This is a genomic window from Gemmatimonadota bacterium (assembly GCA_040882465.1).
Taxonomy (GTDB): Bacteria; Gemmatimonadota; Gemmatimonadetes; order Longimicrobiales; family Gaopeijiaceae; genus JBBEBG01.
In genome coordinates this window covers 77691-91237 of record JBBEBG010000001.1, presented here as the reverse complement: position 1 = coordinate 91237, position 13547 = coordinate 77691, and the positions used below count along the sequence as shown (strand labels likewise).

Genomic DNA, 13547 nt, shown 5'->3' with positions numbered 1-13547 from the left:
GCTCTGGTCCGGGGCGTCGAGAGGGAGAGGTAGGGCATCGGTCCGGGATTACGTGGTCGGCGGAAGAGTCGTGACTCGTTCAACGTTAGAGGCATTTTCATTCCCGGACCAGCCTGGTCACAAGATTCATACCAGGCGGCCGGACCGGCGATCAACCATATGATCGCGGCTCGTGGCCTCCCGGGGACCCGTTGCGTCGCCCCACCACCTCGTTGCAGGCAGGGCACGGAGACCGCGCCCTGAGGCGAGTCCCACTCCGGCCGCCAGGTAGTGGGCGGCGGGCGTGGCCAGCAAGGGTGTGAAGAGGGGCAGGAGTGCGAGGGTGGCCAAGAGCCCGCCGCTCGCCGCCAGGGCACGCCAGGGGGACGGCGCGGCCCAAGACACGGCGAGCAGGATGAAGGCGACCCACAGAAGGTCGCCTGCCGCCTCGACCGAGCGGGGCAGTCGCCCTGGCGATAGGATCAGTCCCCATCCCCGCGCGGCCGGAAAACCGCCTACGACGGGCTCCCCGCCCTCGACCGAGGCTCGCGGGGTTCCGCTCCCGCTCCGATCGACCACGAGCTTGATCGTATCGCCAGAAAGGAGACCGGTGAATGCTCCGGAAAATCGGACAGTGGGCCGATCCAGGCGCAGCCGATCGGCGACGAGGTACTCGGCGACTAGGAGGTCTTCGCCGTCCACCGATACCCTCAGCGCTTCCAGGCGGCGCGCCGTGGGAATCCGAAAGAGAGGGGCCGGGGAGTGCGGCGGAAGGTATTCGAATTGGAGGGCGAGCGGCCTTCCCGCCTCCAGAAGGGCTCGAACCCTCGCAGAGTCTTCCGCCCGTCTCGCAGGGAGGGGAACACCATCCAGCTCTGCCGAGAGAAGGCTCCCCGCGTAGGCCTCGGCGCCCCGGATCCTGGGAGTCCAGTTGCCGAAGAGCTCGCCGTCCGGAACGGTGGGAACGAACAGGAACCCGGGCGCCGTGAAGGCCAGCAAGCCGAGCGCACCAATCCCCAAGAAGGCGACATTCCGTTGGAGAGCCTCGGGCGGTGAGGCGAGGGCCCCGGCGAGGAACCCTCCCGCAGCGGTCCCGAAGCCGTTCGCCAGAAGGTCGGAGAGTGCGGGAAAACGCCCCGGAATCCAGAACTGGGTCACCTCGATGCCAAGTGAGAGCAAGACTCCGAGGGTGATCGTGAGTCCGAGGGATCCTGTGCTTCGCCGCACGGCAATGCCGAGCGGGAGGTACAACATCGCGTTCCGGATGAAATCGGCCGACGCCCGGTCCGCGCAGAGGAGGCAGAGAGAGATTCCCACCGGGACAGTCTGGCCCGTAGGAACCAAGCAGAGAAGTAAGATGAGGGCGGTCCAGAGGACTGCGCCTGGGCCGGCCCAACGAGAGGCCGCCCTACCGGCCATTCACCGCGGCCTGGTGAATGCGGCTCAATGAGTCCACGAAGAGGGCCCACCCGAGGTGTTTGGCGGCGTATTCGCGGGCGCCTTTCCGCAGGCGCTCACCGACGTTCGGGTCCTGGAGAACATGCGCGATTGCCTCGCTCAGATCCGGGGCCGTCGGGGGAGCGAGCAGGGCCATACTCTCGTCCAGAACCGTTCGATGAGTCGGAATGTCGGTGGCGACGATCGGGCGATCGGCGGCGAGATAGTCGAAAATCTTGAGGGGCACGTTGTCCCCAGAGATTCGGGGGGACACGAGAATGTCGGCCATGGTGAAGTACGCGTGCATCCGGGAACGCGGCTGGCGATCCACGATTCGGATCTGGTCCTCGACCCCCAAACCTCGGGCGATCGCTAAGGCGCCCCCGGCTTGACCGGCCTCACAACCCACGAGGACGAACACGGCATTCGGCGCACTTTCCCGAAGCAGCGCGGCGGCTTCGAGGAAGAGGTCGATTCCCTGGTACTCGGAGAAGGTTCCCGAGTAGAGGACGACGGGGGCTTCGGCCGGGATTTTCAAGGATTCCCGCAGGGAGACCTGGCCCGATTTCGAGCCGTCACCGAGGGTCCCCGAAAAGTGCCACTCGAAGAGCCGCGCCTCGGGACACACCGCGCGGACCTGATCCGCGAGGCCTTTGCTGGTGACGACGACGTCGGCATTCCGGAACAGCCACTCCTCGCACCGGCGAGCGGCCCGTCGCAGAGGCCCCCGCTTCATGCCGGGAAGTCGGACGAGCCCGTCGGTCAGGCGGGAATGCATGTCGTACAGGACTGGAATCCTGGCGCGCCTGGCCAGGAAGACTGCGGGGAACGCGGTTTCCTCGAGGGCATGCACGAGTTGGTACGCCTGCGAGCGTAGCCGCCGACGCATCTCGAGGACCAAAGTCAGGTCGAGTAGGACCTTACGGATTGAGAAGCCTACCGGAACTTGCCGAATGCGGAGAGGATTCGCCGCCCTGAAAAATCGAAGCCGCTCGCCCGGAAAATCTTCTCCCACGGGGAACGTCACCACATCCACGTGGTGCCCGAGGTCGAGGTGCCCGCGAACGACCTCCCGGATGGCGATGGGACTGCCCCGGTCGGAGTAAAAGGGCTGGGGCACCACGATAAGCACTCGATCCCCCGAGGACGGCTCCGCGTTCGGCGGATCGTGGCCCCGGACCGTGTTCGCCGGAAGGTTCGCTTCCGGTGATCGCATCGGCGTGGCCTCCTTATAGCGGACGATCAGGGGAGAGGGTCTCCCCTCTCCCCTGTTCCGCAATGGATGCGGCGTAAGTGTGCCTTGACTCCCTACCAGCAACAACGGTGCCGCCGACAGCGCCGACGCGCGAGGCCAAGTGGGATTTCCCCTCGCCACACCTATCCGCATGGCGCATCGCCGATCCTGTCTCCCGCTGCCGGCGACGAAAGTAACTCGAATTCGGCGTGCCGTTTCCCCCGGATCGCGGTTCCGGGCGCGCCATTCATCCCCTGAGCCGGGATTTGTAGGGCTCCCAGCCCTTCGAAACTGTGGAATCCGCCGATGGTCCCCGAACGGTTCTCCCGCGTTCCGAGCTGCATGTCGCCCACTTCCCACAACTATGGCGACGGCGCGGCGGACGCCACGATGGATTTAATGCTGAGTCAGAGCCTCGGGCCATCCTCATCCAGGGCGCGGACCAGGGAAGCCGTCGCCCGTCGTCCGGCGATCAAGGAACCAAAGCACCGGGAAGTGGCGTTTGCGAGCGTGGTACGGTGCATGCTCCTCGTGGGATCCGGAGGGGTGATCGAGAGACCAAAGCGATGCCCCATCATAATGGGTGTCAGACCTTGCGGCACGACCGAAGGAGGATGGAGGATGAAAGTCCCCGTCAAGCATGTCGAGAAGCCGTGGGGACGCGAGACGATCTGGGCGGAATGTGGGTCTTACGCCGGGAAGACCCTCTTCGTGAAGGCCGGGGAGTCGCTCTCGCTTCAATACCACCGTGAGAAGGAGGAAACGCTCCACCTCATCTCTGGACGGGTCAGATTCTGGATCGGGACATCGGCAGGCGCGATGAGAGACCTGGATCTCATCCCCGGGGAGAGCGTCCATCTCGTTCCGGGGACCTTGCACCGGATCGAAGCGCTGGCGGATTCGGTCCTTCTGGAGGTGTCCACTCCTCACCTACACGATGTCGTTCGCCTCGAAGACCGGTACGGCCGGATCCCTTCGGGCGAGACATGAGCGGCTCCTTCGGGATGCCTTCGCGTTCACCTGTGCCGGTTACCCACTGCGCCGGCGTAGGCGCAGCCGCGCGATCAGCGCCCAAAAGAGCTCCATGTCCTTTTGGTCCCATGCGCGGAAAAGAAAGAGTCCCGCCGCATACGCCGGCACGGCCGCCGAAAGTGCGACGAAGGGGAGATCATCGAGCCACCACATCAGCATCAGGGGCGCCACAATCGCCGGAAGGAGCGAGCGGAGCTGCCGGAAGAGATGTCCCGGAAATCCTGAGCGCGCCAGGGCGCGAAGCATGCCGACCATGAGAAGGGCTTCGGTCGCCACCGTGGACGCGGCGGCCCCAAGGATTCCGTAAGGCGGAATCAAGATCGCATTCAGCACGACGTTCAGAATGAGCCCCGCCGCGAAGATGCGGACCGCCGCCCCACGAAGGTCCACGTTGTCGAGGATTTCCGTCGCGAGACTTCGCAGGAAGAGGAAGACGACCGACAGGGAAAGGATGGTGAGGGCCGGCGCCGCCGAAAGGTATTCCTCCCCGAAGACGATCCCCACGATGGATCGCGAGAGGACGCCGAGAATGGAGGCCAGGAGGAGCCCGATAATGAGAAGATACTTTAATCCACGCTGGTAAAGTCTTGATACTACGTCTGTTCTACCGGCAGCAAAATTCGCGGACAGGGTTGGTCCGAAGCCGCCATTTACGGCTTGGGGAAGCATGAGGACCCCGTCCATGATGGTGTAAATCGACGCGTACCAACCCACCTCCCGGGCGGGACGCATCCCCCCGAGGAAGAGCATATCCACGCGAAAGGTGACGAGCCCGATTCCGCGCCGAAGCGCGATCGGGGTTCCCGCCGCGAACAATTCCAGAATCTCGCGGACGGCGAACCGTGCCCGAATCCGTCCGACGCGGCGCCGAAAGAGGATGGCCGTCGCGATCGCGCCGAGGATCCGGCCCCCGGCGAAGCCGGCTGCGAGATGCACCGGATCGGGAGACACGAAGAGGATCGCCAGAGTCAGGGCCACGATGGATCCCCGCTCCCCGAAGGCGGTGACCGTCTCCAGTGGGTACTCCCCATGCACCCTGAACAGTAGGCGGAGCGCGTTCCCGAACTCTCGGGCGAGGAGATCCACCGCCAGCAGGATCGCGATCCAGGCGACGACCGTTTCTCCCGAAACGAGGAAGGCCACGCCCGCGACGAGAGGAAAGTAGAGGAGGGCCAGCGGGATGGTGAGCCCGAGGTGCGTTGCGAGGATGCTCTCGGTCCGCTCGGGGTCCCGCGCCGCCATGATGGACGAGTACCGGTTCGATCCCCAGGCCGGGAGCATCAGGAGGATTGTGGCGATGCTCAGCCCGAGGGAAAAGTCTCCGAACCCGTCACCTCCGAGGATTCGGGCCGCCAGGATGTAGGTGGCAAAGAGGAGCGCCACACTCCCCTGGCCGAGGGTCACGTAGAGGGAATTACGAAAGAGCCGCTTTGCCCCTGGTTCGTGCAAGTTCGAACGCGGCTGCGCGGTCAAGTGGGTGCGCCGTTCGGGCTGGAATCGGGCGCCGGGGGCGCAATGGCGGAGCGGAAGTGCGGGGTGCCGCGCATTCGAACGAGAGCCTCACCGGTGCAAGGGGTCGGTCCGAGGCGGGATGCCTTCCGGGCCGCGGATAGGAATCTTGTGGCGCGGCCCGTCGCGGAAAAGCGGCACGGGCGTCGCCCACCTCCCCCGCGGTCCCGGGAGTTGCATGGGGAGGACGGGTTGGACATGATCGGTGGATCGGGAAGACTTGGTGCAACCGCATCGCCGCGGTTGAAGGAGCGGGCGGACCCGAGCCGCGCCACACAAGCAGGAGCTGCCATCTCATGACGAAGCGCGCACCAGTCGTCGCACTTGGATTCGATGCGATGGAAGGACCTCTGGTCGAGTCGCTGGTCGCGCAGGGTCGGATGCCAAATCTCTCGGCGCTTCGGGCTCGGGGCACCCGGGCGGAGGTGCGGAGCCGCCCCAAGGGATTTCTCAGCATGGTGTGGCCGACCTTCATCACGGGCCAGACTCTTGGCGCGCATGGCTGGTATTTCAACAAGCCCTGGAGCCGGAAGGACCAGCGGCTCCGGTTCGTGGACCCGTCGTGGATACCGATCGAGCCATTTTGGAACGACGTGGAAAAGGGGTTCCGCATGGCACTCCTGGACGTCCCTTTTTCGACGTCCACCCCTACGGATCTCAACGGTGTGTTCCTCGGGGGTTGGCAGGCTCACGATGACTTCGGAACGATTTCGCATCCGCCAGGTCTCCATGCCGAGCTTCGGCGCAAGTTCGGCGCGCCCGCCATGGGCCCCGAGATCTTCGGTCCGCAGAATCGACGCACACTCGAGCGCCAGCGAAAGGAAGGCCTCGAATCGCTCCATCAGTTCGCGCGAATCGTCCGCGACTTTCTCAGCCGTGAACGATGGGACCTCCTCGTCGCGGTGTTCGGAGGATCACATCGTGCGGCGCACTACCTGTGGAGCCTCGACGAGGCCGACCTGAGCGGGACCGACGAGGCAACGCGCGCGCGACTCGCCGGCGCCCGTGATGAGATCTACGAGGCGGCCGACCGCGCGCTGGGGGAGGTTCTGGCTGCGGTGCCGCCGGATGGTCGCATCCTCGTTTTTGCGCTCCACGGCATGGAGCGAAACCCTGGCTGGCCGGAACACTTTCCGGCAATGGTCAGGCATCTTCACGCGCGGGGCCGGGGCGCCGCCCCCCGAGTGGGTCTCGTCTATCGGATAAAAAAGGCGCTTCCCTGGAATTGGGTCCGTCAAGTGACCATGCGTCTTCCCAGCTCCATCAAACACTCCCTGGTTCCTCTTTGGTCCCGGAAGATGCTGGATTGGTCCGCCACCAAATTCTTCGCTCTGCCCGTTGACCTCAACGGATACCTCCGCGTAAACCTTCGGGGACGCGACGCCGCCGGAATCGTCGATCCAGGAAAGGAATACGAGGCGCTCATCGAACAGCTCTCGAAAGAATTCCTGAGCTTTCGCGACATGCGGGACGGGGGCGCGATCGTCTCCACGGTGGAACGGGTGGACGACCTCGTGGGGAAGGACGCGCCCCGGCGGAGCGAGCTCCCTGATCTCGTGGTCCGATGGACGGACCGGGTGGCACACGGTTGCCCAGGGCTCAAATCGTGTTACGGAACCCTTGCGTTGGATCCGCTCGCCCCCCTCCCTTCCGGCCGCTCCGGGAACCACACACCGGGGGGTTGGCTCGTCGCGGCCGGGCCAGGGATCGCGCCCGACCGCACTCTCTCGACGGTCGACTCCGCCGATCTTCCCGCGACGCTCCTCGCATGGATGGGCGCCAACATTCCCGACCGCTTTGAAGGCCGGCCGATCCCGGAGCTCGCGGGATATGCGGAAGAGACGCTGTCTCAGCCGGCGGCACGGGGGGAGAGTTCTTCGTAGAGCTGAACGAGGCGCCCCGCTTGTCCGCTCCAAGTGTAATCGGGGTCGAGGGCGGCTCTCGCGGATGCGGCGAGACGCCTTCGTTCTTCAGGGCGCTCGAGGAGCTCGAGGATCACCTGTCCCAACGCCTTTCCCGAGACGGGGCGGACTCCCCGCCCGGTTTCGCCGTCGCGGGCCGGGTGGAGCGAGTCCGTGAAGGCCACCAGCGGAATCCCTGCGGCCATGTAGTTGAGATTCTTCTGGGGAACCCCTTCGCACTTCGGCCGTGGGTTTACCGCGACGTGTGCGCGGCCGAGGGCCGCCCCCAGCGATTCGATGGTGGCGCCCTCGATCTCGATCCGGTGGCGCACCCTGAGCTCTCGGGCCATCCGCTCGAAAGGTTCGAAGGAGGAGGTCGTGATGATCCGCAGGCTGGCGAGAGGGCGGCGTTCGAGAACGGTTCGGAAGCCTTCGAGCAGGTGGGGGATCCCCTGATAGGGCGCGAGATTCCCTGCGTAGACGATCGTGCCCCCGTCCGACGGCGGATTAGGCGCAGCCTGAAGGACGGGAAACGTCCCCAACTCCACCCCATTTCCGATGACCCTGACCCGCTCCGGGGGCGCCGCACGTCGCGCGACCAGGTGATCTCGGAGGGGCTCCGATACGGCGACGATGAAGTTCGCACGGGAGGGGAGGCGGCGGTCCAGGACCGCGCCGACCGCGCGGACGGCCGCTGTGGGAATCCATCGGGCGTACGTCGGAAGCTCTGTCTCGAGGACCGTGTGTGCGTCGTAGATGAGGGGGATCTTCCGATCTCTCACCAGGCTTGCGATCAGGAGCCCCTCATAGTGGTGCGCGTGGATCACATCGAAGGAGTGCTCACGGAGGAGCCGCCGGAAACGAAGCGCGAGGAGGGGGTCCAGGACCGCAAGCTTCCCCACGCTGGGACCCGGGCGCCCGACCCGGATCCCGGGGACGTCGCGGATTCGATGGATTCGGACCGCGGGGTCCATGGTCCCCTCGCTGGTGGCATAGGTGACGAGATCAACTTCGTGGCCGAGCCGAGCCACCGCCTCGGAAAGTCGGGTGACGCGAATCGGGGTTCCGCGGGGGTAAGGCACGGGACAGGCCGCGACGACGCAGATGCGGAGAGGGCGCATCAGGATCTCCGCGACCGGGCGAGGGCAAAGGTCGCCAGCCGCCAGTTGACGTGCCCAAGGCGGTCCAGCACCGCAAACGCGAGGCGCGCGAACGGTCGCCGGGCGAGCGCGGCGTTCAGCGGATGGGGCCCGGAGGTGAGAACCTCCGTGTCGCTTCGCGCGCGCGATGCGCGAAAACCTTTTCGCCGCTTCAGGAGCTCCGGCGTCCTCCTCACGAAGGTGCCCGCGGCCCACATCCAGTGACCACCCCATCCGAGAACGAGGCAGCCGAGGAACTGGCTTATCTCGAACAACAAGAAGGTGGGTGCCATCAGAAGGAACGTGCGTCCCTGATAGAGTTTTGCCATCAGCTGCCAGCGGTTCAAAATCGTCTGCCGGACCCGGATGGCAGTGTGGCCGCCGGTGGCCCGAATCGAAATGCCGGGCGTTCCTTTTCCATGTCCGCATTCCGCAGCGGATACGGTGAGCACGTCATGGCCCATGAGATTCGTGCGGAGACCAAATTCATGATCCTCGAGATACATCGGGAAGAGGGGATCGAAGAGGGGCTCCTGGCCCCACCTGCGCCGGTCGAAGAGGAAGCAACAGGCGATCATCGAGCCGACCCGCACGGGCGGACCGGCGGGACTCCCGCTTCGAGATTTCCCCGCGCCCCGCAACGTAACCAGACCCGAAAAATGGGCTTCGCCGCCTTCGTATTCGACAGTATCCGGCTCATCGTCGGAGACGATTCGCGGAAGCGCCATGACGGCCTTTGGAGCTTCGTCGAGAGCCTCGGAGAGGATCCGCACGGTATCGGACCCGAGGAAGACGTCGTTGTCGAGAAAGAGGACTCGGTCGGCCTTCAAGGCCACGAAACCGGCATTTCGCGCCCCTCCCGGACCCGCGTTCTTCGGGAGGACGATTACGCCGTCGTCGGTCAGATGTTGGCGGGCGACCTCGACGCTCGCGTCGGTGGAGGCGTCGTCCACGAGAAGAACCGTGTCGAACTGGTCACGGAGCTCCAGGATCCTGCCGAGGGTCCGCGGCAGGTACGTAGCCCCATTGTAATTCACCACACAGACCGCGGGGCGGGGAGAACGTTCGATGTCCGGGGAAGGCATGGGACCGAATATCGCCGATCGAGTCCGGGCGTACAATTTCCCGGCGGCACGATCGGCGGGGGACTCGAATGATCGCGGATGCGCGGCGGTTCGAGACCGGCACCACGCACGAATTCGACATCTGTATCGTCGGCGGCGGCGCCGCCGGGATCAGTCTCGCGCTCGGCCTCGAGGGTCGCGGAAAGCGAGTCGCGGTCCTCGAATCCGGCGGGTTCGGCTATGACGGGCCGACCCAGGAGCTGTACGAAGGCGAAGTGAGTGGAGACCCCTATCCACCGCTCCGAGACACCCGCATGGCCGGACTCGGGGGCTCCACCGCAGTCTGGGCCGGTTGGTGCCGCCCACTGGACCCACTCGACTTCGCGGCGCGCACCTGGGTTCCGGCCGGGGGCTGGCCCTTCGGCCTGGACGAACTGCTCCCGCACTACCAGGAAGCCCACGGAGTCCTGGGATTGGGACCATACGACTACGACGCGGAGCGGTGGGCGCTACGCTCTGGGCTGGCGCCCCTCCCGCTCCCGGGCGGCGAGTTTCCTGCCGCGCTATTTCAGGTGAGCCCGGTCCACTTCGGGACGACGTACCGGGAGACGCTCGAGCGTTCGCGTACGATCCATGTCCTTCTCCATGCGATCGCGCTCCGCCTGCATGTGGGCGCGAGCGGTGATGTGATCGAGTCGGCGTCAGCGGCCGCGTTGGGAGGGACACGAGTCGAGGTGAGGGCGAAGACTTTCGTGCTCGCCGCAGGAGGAATCGAGAACCCCCGCCTCCTTCTCCTCTCCGGCGATTCTCCGGAGAGGAGCCCGGGAAACGCCCGCGGGCGGGTAGGCCGATGTTTCACCGAGCATGCCTTCCTCTACCCGGGACATTTCGTCCCAGAGGGAAGGGGAGTGGAGATGGACTTCTACTTCCCCTGGAGAGGCGCGGAGATGCCTCCGAGCTCTTTTGTCCGCGGTGGGTTCGCGCTGTCGCCGGAAGTCCAGCAGAGAGAAGCCCTTCTCAACATCGCGGTGACTTTTCGGCCGGCGTACGAAGCTCACCCCGTCTTTGCTTCCGGGGGTGTCCAGGCAATGCTCGAGCTCTGGGAAAAGGCGCGAGGAAGAGGGATTCCGGGCGGAACGGTCACGCATGCCAAGAGGGTCCTGCGATCCCCGGGTGCCGCGGCGGTCGCACTCTGGCGGCGGCTCACGATTCACGGGAGACGAGCCGGCCGATGGCCCCTCAAGCTCCTCGCCGAATGCGAGTCCCGTCCGGAGAATCGGGTGGTCCTCTCCAGCCGTCGGGACGCCTTCGACCGACCCCTCCCCCGGGTCGAATGGAGGTTGGGCGACCTGGACGTGAGGAGCATGCGCCAGGCCTGTGCTCGGTTCGAGAGCTCGGTGAGGACGGCGGGGCTCGGACGGATCGAGTGGGGCATCCGGGGCGAGACCGATGCTTGGCGCGCCGCCGTCGTGCCCGCGAAGCACCACATGGGAACTACTCGAATGCACGTGGATCCGGCCCAGGGAGTCGTTGACCAAGACTGCCGCGTCCATGGCCTCCACAATCTTTACCTGACCGGAAGCTCGGTCTTTCCGACCGTGGGGTACGCGAATCCCACGCTCACCGTCGTTGCACTCGCACGCCGGCTCGCGGTCCGCCTGCGGGACCTTTCTTAGGGTAGTGACGTGGTGCGTCGAGGTAGGGCGGGCGCGCCGGGAAGACCCGCAAGATCCAGGCTCGCGCTTTCCGCATCTTCGAGGTCGAGACCCCAGTCGAGCCTGCCGAGCACCAGATCTTCCTCGAACGCGACACTCTCTTCGGAGACCGTCGAGCGCAGGTAGGCCGCGGCCCGCTCGGGTGACCCTTCACGGAGCCGCCCGAAAAGCTTGGGGGTCATACGTGCCGGAAACGCGGGCGGGTGAGCCAGGAACTCCTCGCGACGAGTTGGGGCCGGACCGAAGGCGCGGTCGAGGACTAGGCGCGCCACCCCCGGGGCAGTCGTGAATTTCACTCCCGCCACGGAATAGAGGCCGGTCGGGCCACCGTTCCTGGAGTGATCCCGGATCACCGGGCGGCGGGCAAGGACGGAAGTTCCTTCTTTCGCCGCCGGAAGAAGCCCGCGGAACTCCCGCACGACATCGGCGGGTGTGACGTCGAACGAGGGAACCGCACGTCGGATTTCCTCCAGGAACGTAGCGATCATGGAGTCTGGTGTCCGCGTGGGGGGCTCCGACCGTTCATGCCATGGCACGTGTCCCGTTCCGGCGAAGGTGAATTTTCCGTGGGGCCGGAGGAAGTAGGTTTGGGCCGAGCCATCCGGAGCATGAACACCGACCGCGAACTTGGAGGGGGGCGATCGGCGGAGGAGGACGTTGAAGGCCAGGGACGGCCGGAAAAGCGCCGCGTCCGCGGCCCCTGCGAGCTGCGCGACCCGAGGGGTCGAGGAGCCGGCGGCGTTCACTACGAGAGGGGCTCGGAATCCGAGCTCCGTGCCGTGCAGGCGGTCGAGCCCTCGCACACCGGCAATCCGGTCACCTTCGCGGAGGAGCTCGGTGGCTTCCAAGTAGTTGAGGGCGACTGCCCCTTCGAGGGCGGCCCACCGAAGCATTTCCACCAGGAGGCGGTGAGGGCTCTCCATGGAGGCATCGTACCAGAGGGCGGCGCCCTCGAGCCCTTCCGCGCGGACCGATGGAAAGAGGTCGATCGTCTCGTTGCGACCGAGGGTCCGGGAGGGGGGGAGAACGAGCTCCGGGGCGACGCCGCGATTCCGATCGGCGGAGAGAAGGTCGTTCAGAAGGAGTGCCGGAGCGACGATCACCCGCCGCCGGGGACCGTCGCCATAGAGGGGGAGGAGGCAGGGAAGGGGAGCGACGAGAGTGGGGAAAGTCCGGATCCACCATCGGCGCTCCCTCACGGACTCCCGGAATCGAATGAGATCCAGCGATTGGAGGTACCGGAGCCCCCCATGGAGGATGCGGAGCGTAGCCGCGCTCGTCTCCTCGCCAAAGTCTCCCCGCTCGAGGAGGAGAGGACGAAGGCCACGTGCGGCGCTTTCGAGCGCGAGCGAAATCCCGTAGACGCCGCCGCCAATGATGATCAGGTCGAAGCGCTCGCGCTCGGTGGCGGTCGGATCGCGGTGGATCATCCCCCGGGAGGGCGCCTCTCGAGTCGTCATCGGTGCCTCCTCGTGCCGGAGCCCCCGATGGGGATTCGGATGCGGATTTGGGCAGAGACGAAGCCGCCGAGGGAGACTCGCCTACCGACGGAAGGAGGAGTCGCGGAGAGGGCGAGGAGAGTGTCCCTGAGCATCTCCGAGGGCCGGCCGCCGCTTTCCCCACCCAGATCGAGAAACGATCCGTATGTCCCCACGCGGCGGGCCTGGGCCGGATAATCAAGGGGGTCGGTGCCGTTCAGGATCGGGATCCCGCGCTCGCGCGCGAGGTGAAAGAGCTTCGGTTGGGGGAGGCTTCGAGGCCGCTGTCCGGAGTCCCCGAGCAAAAAGTCACCGGGATGCGCTCGTCGAAGCGCCGACTCCACGATCTCGCCGCGTTTGGACCACCACTTCCCGAATCCCCAGGGGAGGATCGGGACGGCACCCGCCGCCCTCACGTTGCGCGCCACCTCCTCGAGCCGTCCTCCGTCGGGGAAAGATTTGGCCGTGCACACCGCCAGCACCTCCAGGCGCCCTTCGACCCGGATCTGCCTTCCCGCAATCAGGAGGAGCTCCGCACCTGTCGCGTTCCGGGCGACCAGCGAACCTTGCTCGTCGGTGGGCTCGAACGTCCAGCTCCCGCGTGAGTGAGTCTCGGACCCGCTGACCTGGAGTTCCGTGAAGCGCTCGACGCCGCCGGATTCGGTGAAGAGAATGGCTCCTTGCCACTTCGGGATGCCGGCTTCGCGCGCGGCGGCTTCGAAGTTCGCATGGGCGGACGAAAAGAAGTCGCCGATCCCGAACTCCGGGTGGAGGTGCACATGACTGTCCACGACAAGCGGGGTCGCCACCCGATTCAACTAATGGGGGCGGGTGAGGGACGCCGCTGGTTCGGTCGCATCACGGGATCGTCTACCCTCCGCCGCTCGTGAATTGGGCCGGGCGGCTCGAGTGCATATCATAGACGTGAGGGACTCCGTAAGGTTGGGCTAGCCATTCGCCGAAGACTCCGGCTTCCTCATGGGTATGAACCCGGTCGTAGGTGCCATTTCATAATTCGGGTCGTGTTGCGAGGCAGAGGGGGAGATGGAGCCGCAGCGC

10 protein-coding genes are annotated in these 13547 nt (G+C 65.9%); 3 read left to right on the top strand and 7 right to left on the bottom strand.

Annotated elements, in window-relative coordinates:
- Window positions 1–126 precede the first annotated feature (126 nt).
- Window positions 127–1398 (bottom strand): VanZ family protein, encoded by a 1272-nt coding sequence (locus WEG36_00405; GenBank protein ID MEX1256056.1) that lies wholly within the window; start codon window positions 1396–1398, stop codon window positions 127–129.
- Window positions 1388–2632, bottom strand: coding sequence for a glycosyltransferase family 4 protein (locus tag WEG36_00400; protein ID MEX1256055.1), 1245 nt, complete (start codon window positions 2630–2632; stop codon window positions 1388–1390). Before WEG36_00400 ends, WEG36_00405 begins: the two co-directional genes overlap by 11 nt.
- 639 nt (window positions 2633–3271) lie before the next feature.
- Between WEG36_00400 and WEG36_00395 the strand changes: the two genes are divergently transcribed.
- A complete protein-coding gene (locus WEG36_00395; protein MEX1256054.1) occupies window positions 3272–3640 on the top strand; it encodes a cupin in 369 nt (122 codons plus the stop codon).
- A 39-nt stretch (window positions 3641–3679) separates the two neighbouring features.
- On the opposite strand, the gene WEG36_00390 is transcribed toward WEG36_00395, so the two are convergent.
- Window positions 3680–5155, bottom strand: a complete 1476-nt coding sequence (locus WEG36_00390) for a flippase (protein MEX1256053.1) — start codon at window positions 5153–5155, stop codon at window positions 3680–3682.
- Between the two features lie 332 nt (window positions 5156–5487).
- Between WEG36_00390 and WEG36_00385 the strand changes: the two genes are divergently transcribed.
- Entirely contained in the window at window positions 5488–7074 is a 1587-nt protein-coding gene (locus tag WEG36_00385; GenBank protein MEX1256052.1) for an alkaline phosphatase family protein, read from the top strand.
- Here WEG36_00385 and WEG36_00380 read toward each other — a convergent pair.
- A complete protein-coding gene (locus WEG36_00380) occupies window positions 7041–8213 on the bottom strand; it encodes a glycosyltransferase family 4 protein (protein ID MEX1256051.1) in 1173 nt (390 codons plus the stop codon). The two genes, WEG36_00385 and WEG36_00380, sit on opposite strands and share 34 nt — an antisense overlap.
- Window positions 8213–9316 carry a glycosyltransferase family 2 protein gene (locus WEG36_00375; protein MEX1256050.1) on the bottom strand — a complete coding sequence of 368 codons (1104 nt, stop codon included), beginning with the start codon at window positions 9314–9316 and terminating at the stop codon, window positions 8213–8215. Before WEG36_00375 ends, WEG36_00380 begins: the two co-directional genes overlap by 1 nt.
- Window positions 9317–9384: 68 nt before the next feature.
- Here WEG36_00375 and WEG36_00370 point away from each other — a divergent pair, with 68 nt between their 5' ends.
- Complete coding sequence (locus tag WEG36_00370) at window positions 9385–10971, top strand: GMC family oxidoreductase (protein ID MEX1256049.1); 1587 nt, start codon at window positions 9385–9387, stop codon at window positions 10969–10971.
- On the opposite strand, the gene WEG36_00365 is transcribed toward WEG36_00370, so the two are convergent.
- A complete protein-coding gene (locus WEG36_00365; GenBank protein MEX1256048.1) occupies window positions 10968–12470 on the bottom strand; it encodes an FAD-dependent oxidoreductase in 1503 nt (500 codons plus the stop codon). The two genes, WEG36_00370 and WEG36_00365, sit on opposite strands and share 4 nt — an antisense overlap.
- Window positions 12467–13297: a hypothetical protein gene (locus tag WEG36_00360; protein MEX1256047.1), complete on the bottom strand. Its 831-nt coding sequence runs from the start codon at window positions 13295–13297 to the stop codon at window positions 12467–12469. The genes WEG36_00365 and WEG36_00360 overlap by 4 nt, the downstream gene beginning before the upstream one ends.
- Window positions 13298–13547: the final 250 nt, after the last annotated feature.